Annotated in this window: 13 protein-coding genes; 4 read left to right on the forward strand and 9 right to left on the reverse strand. The window is 38.4% G+C overall.

Annotation, left to right across the window (positions count from 1 at the left end; genetic code table 11):
- Positions 1 to 183 precede the first annotated feature (183 nt).
- From KO525_RS07495 to KO525_RS07530, 8 genes are all read right to left on the reverse strand, one after another.
- Positions 184 to 2,409 carry a DUF5916 domain-containing protein gene (locus KO525_RS07495; RefSeq protein WP_215963178.1) on the reverse strand — a complete coding sequence of 742 codons (2,226 nt, stop codon included), beginning with the start codon at positions 2,407 to 2,409 and terminating at the stop codon, positions 184 to 186.
- Positions 2,409 to 3,827 carry a HAMP domain-containing sensor histidine kinase gene (locus tag KO525_RS07500; protein ID WP_215963179.1) on the reverse strand — a complete coding sequence of 473 codons (1,419 nt, stop codon included), beginning with the start codon at positions 3,825 to 3,827 and terminating at the stop codon, positions 2,409 to 2,411. Before KO525_RS07500 ends, KO525_RS07495 begins: the two co-directional genes overlap by 1 nt.
- On the reverse strand, positions 3,824 to 4,501 hold the full coding sequence (locus KO525_RS07505; RefSeq protein ID WP_215963180.1) for a response regulator transcription factor: 678 nt from the start codon (positions 4,499 to 4,501) through the stop codon (positions 3,824 to 3,826). The genes KO525_RS07500 and KO525_RS07505 overlap by 4 nt, the downstream gene beginning before the upstream one ends.
- Before the next feature lie 565 nt (positions 4,502 to 5,066).
- The gene (locus tag KO525_RS07510) at positions 5,067 to 8,216 is read right to left on the reverse strand and encodes an efflux RND transporter permease subunit (protein ID WP_215963181.1); all 3,150 of its coding nucleotides are present in this window, start codon (positions 8,214 to 8,216) and stop codon (positions 5,067 to 5,069) included.
- A 10-nt stretch (positions 8,217 to 8,226) separates the two neighbouring features.
- Positions 8,227 to 9,456: an efflux RND transporter periplasmic adaptor subunit gene (locus tag KO525_RS07515; RefSeq protein WP_215963182.1), complete on the reverse strand. Its 1,230-nt coding sequence runs from the start codon at positions 9,454 to 9,456 to the stop codon at positions 8,227 to 8,229.
- Between the two features lie 64 nt (positions 9,457 to 9,520).
- Positions 9,521 to 9,862 (reverse strand): hypothetical protein, encoded by a 342-nt coding sequence (locus KO525_RS07520; protein ID WP_215963183.1) that lies wholly within the window; start codon positions 9,860 to 9,862, stop codon positions 9,521 to 9,523.
- 79 nt (positions 9,863 to 9,941) lie between these two features.
- On the reverse strand, positions 9,942 to 10,829 hold the full coding sequence (locus KO525_RS07525; protein ID WP_215963184.1) for a cation diffusion facilitator family transporter: 888 nt from the start codon (positions 10,827 to 10,829) through the stop codon (positions 9,942 to 9,944).
- A gap of 1 nt (position 10,830) precedes the next feature.
- Complete coding sequence (locus KO525_RS07530; protein WP_215963185.1) at positions 10,831 to 11,550, reverse strand: transglutaminase family protein; 720 nt, start codon at positions 11,548 to 11,550, stop codon at positions 10,831 to 10,833.
- A gap of 80 nt (positions 11,551 to 11,630) precedes the next feature.
- On the opposite strand from KO525_RS07530, the gene KO525_RS07535 reads away from it, so the two are divergent.
- Positions 11,631 to 12,020, forward strand: coding sequence for a Cd(II)/Pb(II)-responsive transcriptional regulator (locus tag KO525_RS07535; RefSeq protein ID WP_215963186.1), 390 nt, complete (start codon positions 11,631 to 11,633; stop codon positions 12,018 to 12,020).
- Positions 12,021 to 12,517: 497 nt separating this feature from the next.
- Here the strand turns inward: KO525_RS07535 and KO525_RS07540 are convergent, their stop codons facing one another.
- Positions 12,518 to 13,108 (reverse strand): PEP-CTERM sorting domain-containing protein, encoded by a 591-nt coding sequence (locus tag KO525_RS07540; protein ID WP_252736743.1) that lies wholly within the window; start codon positions 13,106 to 13,108, stop codon positions 12,518 to 12,520.
- A 1,132-nt stretch (positions 13,109 to 14,240) separates the two neighbouring features.
- Here KO525_RS07540 and KO525_RS07545 point away from each other — a divergent pair.
- The 3 genes from KO525_RS07545 (at position 14,241) to KO525_RS07555 (ending at position 17,614) form a co-directional block, all read left to right on the forward strand.
- Positions 14,241 to 15,497: an efflux RND transporter periplasmic adaptor subunit gene (locus KO525_RS07545; protein WP_215963427.1), complete on the forward strand. Its 1,257-nt coding sequence runs from the start codon at positions 14,241 to 14,243 to the stop codon at positions 15,495 to 15,497.
- A gap of 70 nt (positions 15,498 to 15,567) precedes the next feature.
- Positions 15,568 to 16,299: an ABC transporter ATP-binding protein gene (locus tag KO525_RS07550; RefSeq protein WP_215963187.1), complete on the forward strand. Its 732-nt coding sequence runs from the start codon at positions 15,568 to 15,570 to the stop codon at positions 16,297 to 16,299.
- A gap of 1 nt (position 16,300) precedes the next feature.
- Positions 16,301 to 17,614: an ABC transporter permease gene (locus KO525_RS07555; protein WP_215963188.1), complete on the forward strand. Its 1,314-nt coding sequence runs from the start codon at positions 16,301 to 16,303 to the stop codon at positions 17,612 to 17,614.
- Positions 17,615 to 17,616: the final 2 nt, after the last annotated feature.

A 17,616-nucleotide genomic window follows, 5' to 3' on the forward strand; every position in this document is an offset into this window, starting at 1 on the left:
TCTAAATATGGGAGGGTTACAATAGTACTAGAAAAACAACGTTTTGGTTTAGTGAAAAGTATAATTTTGTTCCCGTTAAAGTATTGCAGAAAAAAGATGGTGATGAAGTCGCAACAATGATTATAGACTCGATAGAGTTAAAATAATCACTCAATTAGTAAAGTCTAGTGTGATTCAAGTAATTTAAAAATGTAGCCTTAACTTCGCGAAGATATTATGTGCTTCTTTTGATTCAATCGCTTTTTTGTAGAGATTTCTTTTACCAAACTTAGCAATCTCATCTTCGAATTCTCCGCCAAAACCATAGCTTAAATAAAAGGCGGTGAGCTTACTAAATGAATACTTGTATCGCAGTTGAAACTCATTTTCTGCAAAAGAGAAATCACCTGATTCATTGGTTTGTATAGCCTTGCCATTAGAATCAACTTGATAATTTGCAAGGTGCTTTGCTTTACCAATCACTGATTCTAACTTTATTCTAATTTCATGATTATCCGTTATTTGGTAATTTACGCTGATCTCAAACCCTTGCTCAGTAAAATCAAACTCATCAATAATGTTTCCTTCATCCCACTCTAGCCAACTGTCACTATTGTATTGCGACATAGTAAAAGAAACATAGAGATTATCATTGAACTGTTGTTCAATACTGCTTTGTATATTGTAAAAGCGACCAGAAAACCCTTCTGTGCCTAATTCAAATTGGAAATCAAATTTCCCCCAAAGGTATTCTGGTGAGCTAACTTCTAATTCGGTTATGTAAAATGAGGGCAACCATAATGAATTATAACCGCGAGTTAGGAAGTCATCATAACCTGATGAGCCATGTTCAATAGAAAACTGATATTCGAATTCATCTTCTGTGACAAATTCAATACCAAACCCAAAGAGAAGTGGTAACTTTTTATCTTGAAAGTTGGTTTTTATTTCTGACTCTAAGGAAAAGGCCATGTCTCTAATTGACCATAGGTTTAAGTCTGGAATTTGATATTGATACTCATATTCAAACTGTTTTCTATTTACTCGTTTGACGTAACCTATATCATTAAGCTGTAGGTTCTCACCGTAGCTAAACAAGCTAAACTCATGGCTATGATTTATTGAAAACTCAGAGCTGCCTGTAATCCACCAACCAACGCCATCTATAGGTAAAGTTTGCTGCTCAACTCTCGAATTTATAATACCGACATTAAACTCTGTACTGTCTGAAAGCGTGTATATAAAGTCGGTAGATAATATCTGTGCTTGACGTTCTACGCTGGGAGTTGAAACGTTATTTAAAGAAATACCTAATTTATTCTCGCCAAAATAATATTGCCCCCGCATTAACCAAAAATCTCGCCCGGTAGAGTTTTTATCTAACGAACTTTCAAAAGCTGACATTAGCCCTAACGCAAAGTTATCATTGGCATAGGTGTATTTAAGTGCGGCATCAAGGTCGCTGGAATAATCGTCATCATAATATGCATCCCCGCCAATTCTTGGCGTATGCACTATTCTGAGTGTTTCAGGCCCTGATACATCAAAGATGCTCTGATTTTCATTAAAAAAAGGTCTTTTCTCGGTGAAAAAACTTTCGATAGCGGAAAAGTTAACAACGAGTTCATCGGATTCTACTTGTCCAAAGTCTGGGTTAAGCGTGGCGCTTATTTGTTGATTTTTTGTGGGTTTCCAAAATATTTCAGCGCCAATATCCGCAGATTCATCGTTGTTAATAATATCTCGATTAAGTGAAATATGAGGGTAAATATCAAAGCCTGAATGACTTTTTACAACAACATTGTGTTTGGAAAAAAGTTGTAAAAAACTATTCATAGTCGAATTGGCGGGAATAGATGCATAAGTGGAATTACTAGCTTCATCTAAGCGGCTAATTGCTAAGCCAAATTGGTTTTGCTTTTGAATGCTAAAAGACATTGATGACCAAGGAATAAATATTTCTGCTGTCCAAAAATCATCAGTAACATTAACGGCATATTGCCATTGGGCACTCCAGTCCAGATCTAATTCTTTGTCTTGTTTATAAATACCGTCAAAATAGTTGCCCTGATGGTTAACTGAAAATACATAGCTAGTCTGGCCTGAATTATCCATATCGAGCATTACTTGGAAGTGATCATTGGTAAAAAGTTTGTCATTTTCCTGGGTTCTTAACCTCAGTTTATTTTTTATAATTGCCGTTAAAGCTAAATATATTCCTTGCTCAGAAGTAATAAATTTATAAGAAAGGTTGTTATTTAATTTTCTAAATGTTTGAGGCGATACTTGGTAAGTTTCATCATGATTAGTCGCTTTTTGCCATAACTCTTCGTCGAGTAAACCATCGACTCCAATATCGCGAACAGCTCCTTTACTAGGGAAACTCACCGGTAGCATTAATAAAACAAATAGATAGATAAGCGCTTTCATTAAATAACGAGGGTGAAAGTTATTTGTTTGTCTGGACCAAGTGACACAGAGATAGAAGCGCCTAACCTTTCACAATAAGACTTAACTATTGCCAACCCTAGGCCATATCTTTGTGTAGAAGTTCTTGATGAATCTTGCTGCCAAAGAGGTTCAAAAAATCGGTTAAGATCTTCCTCGTTACAACCATTAGTGCAGAGATTAGAAATTTGAACTACCGTATTGTCTTTATCTTCTGAAATATCAACGGTTACAGGTGAGTTGTCTGGACTATAGTAAAAAGCATTATTAATCAGGTTTGATAATATAGTATCAAGGGCAACTTTATTTGTTTTTACCGTGTAGCCATTTTGGTTTTTTATGAAAGATATTTCTCTATTATTTAGGTTTTCTCTTTTTAATGTATTTTCAATTAGTTGCACTAGATTGATATCTGATTTTTCTAGAGCCGTTGTCGTACTGCTTTTTTGAAGTAGTAAAATTCCATTAACTATATTTTTGAGCCTATTGGATATTTGTTGCACATCAGAGGCTAACTGGCTGGTGATTTGCTCTTCATGTGGAAACTTAATGGCAACTTCACTCAAGCTGAGTAACTCCGCAATAGGGGTTTTGAGTTCATGTGCGATATCTGATGTTACCCGTTTTTCACGTTTATAAAGTTCGTGAGTTTCCATAATAAATTGATTTACCGCGCTAGCCGTAGGTAGTAATTCTTCTGGAAGTTGGTCGGTAGGCACTTTTATTTGCTCGGAGTTAAGATTAATTTCTCCTAATTGACTATTAAAATTATCGATTGGCTTTAAGCTTTTATCGACAACTACTGAGACTATTTTTTTTATTGTGAATACCGCAAGTAGAGAAACAAGAATAAAAATAATATCCACGTACCAAAGTATATAGTCTAACTCTTCTGTACTAAGGGCATAAGCAAATTCCATAGGTTGTTGTGTTTTTGCAAATTCAGCTCTAGTTACCCCAAGCTTTTTCCTCAATTCCGAGTCAATTTGAGGTAGGAATTTGGTAAAAATCATCCTACCTTGCCGTCCATCAGGCAAAGTAATATTTTTAAACTTAGATCCCCCAAGGTTAACTGTTAATCTGGGTAGCTCATTGACCTCAAAAAGCTCTAAAGTATCAGATTTTTCAAATACCTTATTTTTGTGCCATAGCTGATAATATTCAGGATTTTCTTTACCTTCAAACTCAGGCATAAATTCACCCGCAAAATCAAAATCAACCTCTTGCTCGTCTTCTTCGACTAATGTTTCGAGTAAACTAGCTTTGTTAGTCATAGCACGATCAAATTCACTACTGATCCACGTGTCAACGCTTATATCTGTTGCTAGAAGAATAGAAACCAAGAGTATTGATATCGAAATTGATAAGTAGCGGCTGAGCTTCTTTTTAATAGAATTCACAAATCACTCTCTACGAAATAACCAAATCCGCGTTTAGTTTTAATAGGTAACTCGAACCCCAGAGCTTTCACTTTTTTTCTTGCTGACGATAAATGTGCTTCGATAGAATTTTTAGCTACAGCATCATATTGTCCCGCTAGATATTCGCTAAGCTTTTCTGGTGAGATAACTTTACCTTGATTAGAAAAAAGGCACTCAACAACTTTATATTCATTGGGTGTCAAATTAGCGTCAGTCCCTCCGCACTTTAGCTGCTTTAAATGAAGGTCTAATGAAATAGCACCAATATTTATACTACTATCATTAACGTTTAAACTGCCGCGTCGCATTAGGCACAGCAAACGAACATGAAGTTCATCAAAAGAAAAAGGTTTAGTTAAATAATCATCAGCGCCATTAAGTAAGCCGTCCACTTTATCTTCGGTTAGATCTTTAGCAGATAATATTAATACCCTAATATCTTTATTTGCTTGACGAATTGCCTTTAAGATCGCAGTACCGTTAAGGGTAGGAAGCATAAGGTCGAGTATCAGCAATGAATAATTACCTGCTAACGCCATACTTAGCCCCTCAGAACCATCACCTGTGTCGTCAACGGTGAAACCAAGGTTGGATAGGCCAACTCTTAAACTTCTTCTTAGCGGGATTGAGTCTTCTATAATTAAAACTTTCAAAGTTTGTATTACCTAACAAATAAAATATCTCGTAAGTTAACCCATAAACCTTAAGATTAACTGAATTTATCCTTAATTCTATTAATTTTGAGAACTGGTTTAGCTCATAAACTCGGCAAGAGTGAAGATTAGCTCTATCTCGGTAGGGGGCGATTGTACCTTCGACTTAATCCTATATTTATTCAAAATTAAATAATGTAGTGGCATAGTGATTTTGGCCACCTAATTAGAGGATGTTATGATTGAATCATAGCAGTATTAGGTGAAGATAATGGCCAAAGATACCCCACATTCCATGACGTCACACTTAAAACACCCGATGGAACCACCCAAATAGATCATATTCTAATAAGTCCATATTGAATATTTGTCATTGAAACTAAAAACCTGAGAGGCTGGATATTTGGAGGGGAAAACAAAGACAATGGACAATTATGAGTTAGAACGAATGCGTGCTTTGTGCCATTAAGAGACCTTTAAGGTACTTTTAATCTGCGTGAAGGACGTCTCTATATGACCTTTTGAATAGCCCCGCGCAAAGGATGAATGGGGCTATATCGAGTTGCTAAGACCTAATATCTTTTAATTTTCCTTTAGAAAATAACTGATATAGGCTTGGTACAACAAATAACGTGAGTAATGTTGCTGTAATTAAGCCTCCAACAATGACACTAGCAAGTGGCCTTTGAATTTCCGAACCAACTCCATTTGATAACAGCATTGGTATCAAGCCTAGTGCGGATGTAATTGCAGTCATAAGCACAGGGCGTAGCCTCGAAGTCGCACCGTCAAATACTGCTTCAGTGGTTTCAAATCCATCTTTGACTCGTTGGTTAATACTTTCCACCATGACAACTCCATTAAGCACAGCCACGCCAAACAAGGTAATAAAGCCAACAGAGCTTGGAACCGATAGGTACTGACCCGAAAAGTAAAGTGAAAATACACCACCGATAACGGCTAGTGGAACATTTAGCAGGATCAAAATAGCCTGTCCTACTGAACCAAATGCAAAATAAAGGAGTAGTGCAATCAAAGCCAATGATAGCGGTACGACTATAGAAAGACGTTGTTGCGCTCGTTGCTGGCTTTCGAATTGTCCACCAATCAATACTGAATAACCTGCTGGCAACTCTACTTCAGAGGTTATCCTTGCTTGAATATCTTCAACTACACTTCCCATGTCACGGCCTTGGACGTTGGCTTGAATTACCACTCTACGCTGCACATCATCTCGTCTAACCTGTGGAGGTCCAGACTCAAAAGTGACAGATGCTACATCACCAATTCGCACCCATGCCCCAGTAGGAGATTGAAGCCTTATATCGGCTATTGCTTCACTGTTCGCTCTAAATTCCTCATCTAGGCGCACATATATGTTATAGCGTTCGTTGCCGTTAATAATTTGACCTGCTTCAACGCCTCCAATCCCATCTTGAACCACTTCCATGACATCGCCAACAGATAGGCCAAATCTAGAAAGCTCAAGTCGATTTGGAGCAATAACAAGTTGTGCTTCACCTGCAATCTGCTCTAGTGCAACGTCTTTGGCACCGTCAATTGACTTAATGGCAGCTTCTATTTCTCGCCCTTTGTTTGCAAGCACCTGTAAATCAGAGCCAAATAATTTAATGGCAAGCTGTGCTTTAACTCCTGATAACAACTCATCGACACGAGTAGCGATAGGCTGAGAGAAATTTAGTAACAGCCCCGGAAACTCTTCCAATGAGCGTTCCATTTTGTCTTGTAGCTCGTAACGATTAGAGGCGCTTGTCCATTCTGAAACAGGCTTAAGGCCAATGTAGATTTCAATGTTGTTCACAGGTTCGGGATCGCCACCAATTTCTGCTCTACCAATTCGGCTAAGTGCATAAGTCACTTCAGGAAATGCCATCAACTTCTCTTCCAATATTGGGGTAACAGAAAGTGCCGTTTCCAAGCTAGAAGAAGGCGCTAACGTAACTCTCAGGTTAATCGTTCCTTCTTCTAATTCTGGCACGAACTCAGTACCAATTTGTGGAAGAACAACCACTGCCGATCCAAAGAATGCTAGTGATACAAAAACAACAGACTTGGTTTGCTTTAACGCGATTTTTAAAGACTTTCGATACAAAATATCGATAGGCTTTAAAATCAAACTTTCCCTTTCTTTGACTCCTTTTTTAAACATGAAAGTGGCAAGTGCAGGAACAATAAATAAAGCAACGACAATAGCTGACACCACTGCTAGCATAATGCTGATAGCCATTGGCTGAAATAACTTTGCTTCTACACCTTCGAAACTAAACAATGGCGTAAAAACAACGAGAATAATTGAAGCCGCAAAAAAGATCGGGCGAGCTACCTCTTTACCTGCCAATTTTAACTTTTGCTTAGTTTCAATTCTTGCTTCATCACTGTCGCTTTCTAGTTGCCTATTTAGGTGTTTAAACATGTTTTCAACCATAACAACTGAACCATCGACTAACATACCAATAGCCACAGCGATACCGCCAAGCGACATTAAGTTAGCTGAAATACCCAACCAAGCCATTACCATTAATGCAATACCAATAGAAATTGGAATAGAAATCAGTACTAAAAATGTGGCTCTTAAATTCATTAAAAAGAGCGCCAGTACAATAGTAATCAAGATAAAAGCTAAAGTAAGGGCTTCAACTACAGTTGCCACCGCTTTTTCAATTAAGTCTGCTTGGTCATAAAAAGGCTCAAACCTTACACCTTCAGGTAAAGCCTGATTGATAAGCTTAGTTCTGGCATTAATACCATCTATCGTCGCTTTGGTATTCGAACCCATGCGTTTTAAAACAATGCCAGAGACCACTTCACCTAAGTTTTCAACAGCGCCATTGTCAGCTTTACGTGTCATCGTGACAGCACCTTGTCTAATCTCGGCACCGAGTTCTACTTTAGCAACGTCAGACACTGTAACTACGACACCATTAAGTGTTTTCACAGGCACTTGCTGAATATTAGCAATACCTTTATCACCACTTTCAAACCAACCTGTGCCTCGAATGACTAGCTGTTCTTGCCCACGATTCAAATACCAACCACCGACATTGGCGTTGTTATTTTCAAGCGCTGATACCACATCCTCTTGAGTTAACTCGTAGGACAATAATATGGAAGGATCGACATTAACTTGATATTGACGAACGTTACCACCGAATGACAGCACATCTGTTACACCGTCTACAGGCATTATTAGTAATTTAATGATCCAGTCGTTCAGACTTCTAAGCGCCATTGAATCGTACTTGCTTGTGTCATCCGAAATCAGCAAATATTGAAATACTTGCCCTAAGCCTGAAGTGTTAGGCCCCATTTCAGGGGTTCCAACTCCAACAGGTATAAGCTCCTTGGCAGCCTGTAGGCGTTCAAAAACCAATTGCCTAGCAAAATATATATCTGTCCCTTCTTTAAATACTACGGTAACACCCGACAAACCTGTTTTTGATATAGAGCGGACTTGTTCTACATCTGGTAATGCGTACATCACAGCTTCAATTGGATAGGTAATAAGTTGCTCTACTTCTTCAGCAGCTAACCCCGGCGCTTCAGTATTAACGGCTACTTGTACGTTTGTAACGTCTGGAAACGCGTCTAAATTCAACTTAGGTATAGTGAACGAAGCACTTGCTATCAGAGCAACTACTGAGATCAATACAAGCAATCTGTTGTTAATAGACCAATCTATAATTCGATTAAACATGCTGGCCTCCTTAGTGATTGTGCGGATCAAATCCGCCCTTCGCTATCTCAGACGCGACAAAAAAAGCACCGCGTGTAACGACTTTCGTTCCGGCTTCAATACCCAAAACTTCGCAATAATCGCCAAAAGACCGACCTCTTGTTACTTCAACCGCTTTAAATTCATTTGGGTGATCTTCAATAAACACTGTCCAGTCACCATCGCTACTTCTTATTAGTGCTTCTTCTGGTACGGCAATGACTTCATTACTCGACTCGAACTGAAAATAGACCTTCACAAACATACCGGAATGAAGTTTATGTTCAGGGTTAGTAATCGACAGTCTAACAATTCGGGTTCGAGTGATAGGGTCAATTGTGTGAGCTTCTTGTATAACGTTGGCTTGGTATTTAAAACCATTCAAATCAATTAATGCAGGACTACCTAATGATAAATTTAGTTCTTTATTTGGGGGAACATTCGCTTCTACCCATAGGTCTTTTTCATCAGCAAGTAACATGATGGTTTCACCCGCCTCAATACGTTGGCCTTGCATGAAATCATCTTGTAAAACAACGCCCTCTCGCTCAGCAACGAGATCATACTGTCCAAACGTAGCGCTATCTTGTTGGGCTATTGTTTCGATTGCCTGCTTTGTTAAACCAAAAGCCACCAACTTGCCGAATACACCTTTGTAGATGTTTTCTGCTTCAACAAGTGCACGTTCGCTTATATTATTAGTACCTAGCTTTTTTGTTCGCTTCCAGTTAGAAGACGCAATTAAAAAGTCAGCTTGAGTTTGAGCCATAGTTTCACTGAACAAGGTAACCAATTGTTGTCCAAATTTGACGTGGTCTCCCAAGCTCGCATGGCGATTAATAACCACAGAATCGGTACGAGGTGAAACTATATAGCTCTTATAGCCATTTGCTTTCACTTCTCCGGGGGCGTACACCGTATTTAGATGTGCCCTTGGGAAAACAGCATTAACTTTAATGCCTGCTAAATTAATTTTTTCAGTACTTAAGGTAACCCCAACTTCATGCTCATCTTCAACTACTGCAAGATTTTCAGGGTTATTTCCTTTGTCGTTAGCATGATCGTGGTCATGAGCAAGCTCCTTAGTGGGCTTTTCATGCTCATGTGAATGTTCATCGGGTGTTGTGATGTTTTGACTTTCATTAGCCAGTGTTGTGTTTATTGAAAACACGCCAATAATGATCACTAAGGCAATGCCCGTGATTCGAAAAATATTATTCATAATGACTCTTAACTTTTATTAAACCAAATTGTGTTTGCGCAAAAGCGCACTGCATGGAGTAAAGTTAACTGATCGGTGGTCGATAGAGCCTAGTTGAAGTACCTAGAGGCAACAAAATTAACTTGTTAAAGTTGTCTGAGTGATTTAAAGATAGGTTTGGTGTAAGCGCTTTTATCAAAATCCAACTGGTATGTTTGCCACTACAGTGTCCGCAATGGTGGCAGTCGTCTATATCGTGCTCGTTACCAATATCTAGTTGAGAAAAGTGATCTGTTTCGTGGTCATGAATGACTTGTAGATGCTCAACGTCTAACTGGTGAGTTTCCATACTCGCAGATACGGTGACAAACGATTGTAAAACAATCAATATTATCAGCAGTATTTTTAAAGCAACGTTAGTGTTCAAAATTAAATTCTCTTCGTTAGACGGCTGTAAGATAACAAATTTATGAGTACAAATCTAAATTCGTTGTATAGCATTTATGTTAATCATCTCGGCAAACTTCGTCAGGAAACTCAAACTCGATGGTTGTATGAGACAAGTCAAAAGTGGCTAAATCTTCAGCTATGGTCTTTTTGAGCAATTTTATAGTAGATACATCAAATTGTTCTTTTAATAGCAAATGTGCAGTTAACACATGGCTTTCCCCGTCTAAAGACCAATAGTGTATGTGATGAATCTCTTTCACCTCAGAATTAGATAACAAGGCATCCGTTATCTTGGTTTGTGTTTCTTCATCAGGTGACGCTTGTAAAAATAGTGCTAAGGTCGATTTTAAGTTTTTGACCACGTTAAACAAAATAAACAGTGTGAAAGCTATCGATAATAACGGGTCTAAAATAGGCCAATCCACAAACATCAAGATAATAGAAACAATTAGGACTGCCACCCAGCCAAGAGCGTCTTCTAAGAGATGCCACGATAATACTTTTTCATTTAACGTAGTTCCTGCCTTAAGTTTATATACGGCATAACCATTGACTGTAACACCGAGTAGTGCCAATCCTAACATCCCCTCTACCATCGGCATTTCAGGATGAGCTAACCTAGGGATAGCTTCAACTAATATAAAGATAGAGCCAACAATTAAAACTACGCTATTTATTAAAGCACCAAACAGTGATAAACGCTTATAACCGTAACTGTACGTTGAAGACGCTTGTTTATCTGAAAAGTGACTCAACAACCAAGCAAAACCGATAGATATGCTGTCACCTAAATCATGAACCGCGTCAGCCATGATTGCAGTACTATTGGTTAGCCAACCACCAATAAATTCAATGATGGTAAAAGTGACATTAAGAAAAAACGTCCAACCAATGCGCTCATTTTTATCATGCGCATGGTGGTGACTATGATTGTGGCTGTGCATTCTAACCTCTGCTTTGGTTGCTAGTCTTTCTCAGTCGATTGACATTCATATTGATAAGATGACGAATCATTGATTGATATAACCAACGTTTTACTCCTGATAAATTAGTCCCTTTCTGGCTGTAAAATTCATCTGGCGAGTTGTATAAACCAAAGTCATCATGAATGCCTTCTTTTTGAATGTATGTATCTTTTCCAGTCCACTCGGTCTCAGGATTTGACAAACATGTTGTAGCGATTCCATATCCACAGAAACTATCTTTAATTTGGCTAAACTTAGACTTGATTGAAGTTAGATATGTATCATCCAGAATAAAGCCTTCTAAATTGATCCACTCACCATCTAAGAATATTTCAACCCAACTATGGATAATATATTTAGGCGCAAGCCAAAATACATATGAAGGTATTGCGCCTTTTTGAAGTTGCTGGTCAATCGTAAAGCCATGAAATCGGCACTCAATGCTAAGTGCCCTTAATAGGGCCATTAACAAGTTTCCTTTGGTATTGCACTGTCCATATCCATCAGCCAAAACTTCATTTGCGGCTATGTCATCGCTGCGGTTATATCCGAACTGAATCTCGTCTTTAACAAAAGTGTAGGCGGCACCAACCTTATTGTAATCGTCTAAATTCTGCCAACCTCGTTCTTTAATCAATCGTTGAATCGCATCGTGACTAAAATTTAGTATTTTTGTTTCAACTAAATAGCTCTTGTTCATATCATTATCACTTAGTTAGTTTTGCTTTGCACAACTATAAAACCTATAGTAACTATAGAGTCAAGCAAGGGTTAAAAAATATGAAAATAGGCCAACTATCTAAGGTTTCTGGATGCTCCATACAGACAATTAGATATTACGAAAAGGAAGGGTTGCTTAATCGACCCAGCCGCAGCGAAGGAAATTTTCGGCTATATGATGAAAAATCTTTGAAAGAACTAGAATTCGTAAAACATTGTCGAAACCTTGATATTCCTTTGTTAGATATTAAGACATTGATTGACCTTAAGCACAGACCAGAGGAAAGTTGCTCCTCGATAAATGACTTGATTGCAAAACAGCTCGATTTAGTTAACCAGCGAATAAAGGAGTTAAATGCATTAAAATCAGAACTTCAAATAATGAAGAAAGCCTGTTCTTCAGACAGTACAGTTGAAAGGTGCGGGATAATGAAAACGCTAGAGGTGTAATTGAACGGTCGGTTGACCGTTTAATGGGGCCCTTAGAGTATTTGCGTTAACTCATAAGGGGGGCAAAGGCGAGTTAGTTTGTAACTCGCATTTGGACAAAACCAATTTAGAAGCTAAGGGCTGATTTGTACCAATCTCAGCTAGTCGGTTAGTTGTCTTAATTATTAGCAATAAAGCACACGTTGCAATTTGCGAACATAACAATAATAAAGATTCGACATTAGCCTTAGCTTATCTAACATCAACCATCGCGACAATGACTCGTAAAAAACAGGTCTGAACTGGTGAATTTTTGTCAAAAAAAATAAAACTAACGCCAGTAGTGCTAAATATTAAGCTAAAGTGTCTGAAGTCCTATACAAATATGGCATAGCAAAGGATTAATTATCCTATGGTAAGGTTTAACTATTAAAAACCTAACTTACTAATTACCAGATACGAAAAAACACCAATCATTACAATTGATGTTTTCTGGAATTTACTACAAAGAATCTATATTAAGATTGTTTCCTAAATCGACGTGATGCTAAACCAATCATTCCTAATGCAAAAATAGCAAGTGTTGATGGTTCTGGTACAGATTCCGATTTTTTAACCATATAAACACCATGCCAACTGCTTTGAAAATCTAAACTTGATGTATAACTTATCCAGTTCTCATCAGTAAACAATTTTCCGTCTGTTCTTGTACCTATATTTGCAATAACACTGTTGTCTTGCACATACATTCCGAAAGTATGACCATAAATCGAACCTAATAAACTCATTATCTGATTTCCGGTATTTACGTCAGCCGCTAAATAGTTGAACTGTAGGTTGAAATCAATCAAGGGATATTGTGAAGTCCATAAACCTATGACTTCACTTTGGCTCGCAAGTCTAAATTCACTAAAATTGTTGATAGCTGTGTTTATTGACATACCAAATGTTTGACTTAAGTCTAACCAAGTTAAATTACTTGATGTGTCGTAAACAGCAAGGTTGTCATTCGCAACTGACAGATCGGCTTCTATAAGTCCTGCATTAGCTACACAACTAGAAAGGAATATTAATCCAGCAAGAGCTCTTCCAAAAAGTTTAAATTTCATTTGATATTCCTTTTTAATCCCTTCCATCAAATTTGGTAGGTAATCATTAAAATAGTAATTTATTAATACTTTTACTATAATACAAAAACCATACCAAATTAAAATATTCAACAATTTCAATGCAATAAAAATTTACAGGATATTTTACACTGTGATATTGTAAAAAACTCCGACACCAAAAACGCGTCAATCAGTTGAAATAACAACAAACTTTTAACAAACTTTAATATGGAATAGTTTTACCGTAAAAACTCCTTTAGATGATTGAATTTCACTATTAAACAGTGAAAAATAACTGAATCAACCAGTTTTAACCACTTAAAACAGCTATTATAGTAGTGTTATTGATTAAATTTCAGTGGTACTAACTGTTGTCAATCACTATATATATACCGTTATAAACCAGTATATTCACCTCCTACCAACTGACTTTTAATCAGTTGGCTTGATATGTAATTCGTTGGTATTACTACATCATCAACTTGTTGAATTTATTAAATAACGGAACTAGCTTCATATTTATGAAATTTGCATGAAATATGATAATTAGATTTAATTTTTGCATACTAACGGAGTGATATCCTTTATTAGTGAGGAAAGTTCGAACGTCAGCTATAGGGAAAGAATGATTACAATCAGAAGGTGCTTGTCCGGCTGTTTTTCGCTCAAAGCAGACCTTAGAGTATTTACGTTAACGCACTTAGGGGCAGAAAGGAGTTACGCTTGAAGGTCCGCTGATAGCACAGAGCCAACCTTTGATACTAACTCATAATTGCCCAGTACCGCGTTATTTCTAAATGTTACAAACCCAATTAAATTTCTTACCCTAATCTTCTCATTTTTGTGGGGGTTGATATTTTGCATGCCAGAGAATCAAGTGAAAACAAAGCACTCTAATTCCTCCCCATGGCGCGTATTTACTCAAAACTATAAACATAGCTTAGTCCTTAAATCAAAAGTGTCCGCTCGGACACTTTAAACTGTCCGCGGACACTTTATTCTTATTGTTATTTTGTTTATACCCATATTAATCAGTTACTTACCTGTTGGCATGGTCCTCGCTTTAACCAGAGTATTAAATTATTAAAAAGGCATATGAATGACTGCATTCATGGTCGATGGAGTTGAGAAGATGATTAAGGATACAAGTGCGCAGGATGTTGCTATTGAATCAAAACCGAACATTAAAAAAATAGCGATTATCATTCTCATAGCGCTAATTGTGATTACTTTTACAGCTAAAACATTAATGAACAAATCCGCAGTTAGCCATTCATTTGATCGCGCTTCTATGCAAATCGCTCGTGTTGAAATGGGGGAGTTAGTGCGTGATATCGTTTCTAATGGTCGTATTGTCGCTGCTAACGCCCCACAAGTTTACAGCCCTGAGCAAGGGTTTGTGTCGCTCAAAGTTAAAGCAGGCGATACCGTAAATCTCGGCCAGATCGTTGCTACAGTGGACAGCCCCGAACTAGCCAATCTGTTAAAACAAGAAACGTCGGAAATAGAACGCCTTGAAGGTGAGTTAGCACGCAAGGAGCTAGATGCTCGTAGCCAAACACTACAATTGACTAAGTTGCTTGATATAGCACAAGTGGATTTAGAAGCGGCAGAACGAGAAAGCCGACGTGCTCATGCATCTATGAAAAGTAACCTTATCAGTGAAATCGACTTTGAAATGGCGGTTGATGATCTGGCTAGAGCAGAATTGACTTATAAACATGCAAAAGAAGAAGTGAGTGTTGCAAAAGAGCGTTTAGCTTTCGAATTGGCGAGTGCCAAAAGTACCGTCTCGCGTCAGGCCTTAGTGTTGGAAGAACTAAAACGTAAGATTAATGACTTAAATATACTCGCGACGGTAAAAGGCGTAGTGGGAAATTTATTAGTTCAACAGCGTGCATTGGTTAAAAAGAATGACGCGTTGATGACTCTTGTCGATTTAAGTGCATATGAGGTTGAGCTGAACGTAGCAGAAAGCTATGCCAATGATCTTGGAATTGGAATGCAGGCAGAAATTAACATTGCGGGAACTACCTTCTTGGGCAAATTATCAGCCATTTCGCCGGAAGTAAAAAATCGACAAGTTACTGCCAGAGTGCGTTTTGATCAGCAACAACTTACCGGTATTCGCCAGAATCAACAAGTTTCCGCAAGAGTTCTGCTTGAAAGCAAAACGAACGTAATGAAAGTTCGCCGCGGCAGCTTTATGCAATCAGGCGGTTTTTATGCATTTAAGGTCGAGGGCGACATTGCTAAAAAAGTTGAGATCCAACTTGGGGCTAAAAGCATGAGAGAAGTAGAAATACTGTCCGGTTTAAACCCTAGTGATCAAATTATTATTTCGAACTATGACGAATACAGTAAAACCGACTCCTTCTTATTAAATTAAGAAGCGGATTAATAAAGAATAAAACAAAATTTGCGCAGCAAACCAGTTAAACATAGAAAGGAACACAACCATGTTAAGCATGAAAAATATCAGCAAAGTATATCAAACGGAAAAAGTTCAAACCCACGCGTTACGAGATTTTAATTTAGAAGTTAAAGAAGGCGAATTCATCGCTGTGACAGGACCATCGGGTTCGGGAAAAACAACGTTTTTAAATATAGCGGGCATGTTAGAACCCTTTTCTGGTGGCGAATTTATGCTTGATAACGTGAATGTTGGTTCTCTAAGTGACAATGAAAGAGCGGACCTAAGAAACCAAAAAATAGGTTTTATTTTTCAGGGCTTTAACCTAATACCCGACTTAAGCTTATATGAAAACATTGAAGTTCCGTTGCGCTATCGAGGTATCAAGGCAGCGGAACGTAAACTACGTATCGAAGAGTGTTTAGAGAAAGTTGGATTAGCCAGCAGAGCAAAACACTTACCTCAACAATTGTCAGGCGGTCAACAACAGCGGGTTGCAATTGCAAGAGCGTTAGCTGGCAAACCGAGGTTTTTACTTGCCGATGAGCCAACTGGTAACTTAGATAGCCTAATGGCGCGTCAAGTGATGGAACTGTTAGAAAATATTAACAGTGAAGGATCAACCATCATTATGGTGACGCACGACCAAGAGCTCGCGCGTCGAGCACCACGCAATATTCAAGTTGTTGATGGGCAGTTAGCGGACTTTACCTTGTATCAAAACAAATCCTCGGACTCTGTTGCTGAGCGCGTACAACAGTCTATGGCAGAGGTGTAACATGTTTTTTCATTATATCGATTTAAGTTGGCGCAGCTTAAAGCGCACGCCGTTAGTATCGGCTTTAATGGTCATGGCCATCGCTATAGGTATTGGCATCACGATGACCAGTTTGTCGGTTTACCACATGATGTCGATGGACCCTATTCCGCATAAGAGCGACCAACTTTTTGCGGTGCAACTTAATACAACTGACGACGGAAATGAATGGTGGACGTCTGATAATGTGCCGTTACAGCTGACTTACAAAGACGCAATGTATTTGCACAATGCTGAAACGCCAGTTCGTAAAACGGCGTCTATACGCACCGCCTTTACTGTTCATATGAATAACCAAGACGTGAAACCTTTTTTATCGTCGGTTAGGGCGGCAGGACAAGATTTTTTCACTATGTTTGACCAACACTTTATTTATGGTTCTCCTTGGAGTTTAGCGCAGGAAAAAGCCGCTGACGCTGTTGTTGTTATTAATGAAGAAACAAACAATAAGTTGTTTGGTGGTACAAACTCGGTTGGAAAACAAATTTATCTCGACGATTCAATTTTTACCGTCGTTGGCGTGACTAAACAGTGGCAAATTCATACTAAGTATTACGACCTAAACAACGGTTCGTTTAATGCGCCGGAGCCTATCTTTATCCCCCTCACCTTGTGGGAACCTATGCAACTTGTCAGTCGTGGCAATACCAATGGCTGGAAGCATGAGAATGTGACTACGTTTGAAGGCCAACTGCAGTCTGAAATGTTTTGGGTGCAGTTCTGGGCAGAATTACCAACAGAAAATGACGTGAAACAATATCATGATTTTCTGTTTTCCTATTTAACTGAACAAGGTACTAAAGGCCGATATACACGTGAAAAACCAGAGTTCAATTTACAAGATGTCAACGAATGGATGGAATACAACAAAGTGGTATCGGAAGATAATAAAATATTGGTCGGACTCAGCTTTATGTTCTTAGCAGTCTGTTTAGCTAACATTTTGGGACTGCTGCTTGGTAAGTTTATTCGTAGAGCGCCTGAAATTGGAGTACGAAGAGCGTTAGGTGCAAACAAGCGTCAAATTTTTCTTCAGCACCTTGTGGAAGTCTCGGTACTTGGTTTACTCGGTGGAGTTATTGGTATTGGTATCGCCCAGCTTGGTTTATGGGGAGTGCGAGTGACGAGTAGCCAATATGCTGATCTTGCTGGTATGGATCTGACCATGGTTTTAACCGCGCCAGCAATAGCGATAGGCGCTTGTATAATCGCCGGTCTTTATCCCGCTTGGCTTGTATGTAAGACGCAACCTGCCATCTACTTAAAAACGCAATAGGA

The sequence above is a fragment of the Psychrosphaera sp. B3R10 genome, assembly GCF_018861025.1.
GTDB lineage: Bacteria > Pseudomonadota > Gammaproteobacteria > Enterobacterales > Alteromonadaceae > Psychrosphaera > Psychrosphaera algicola.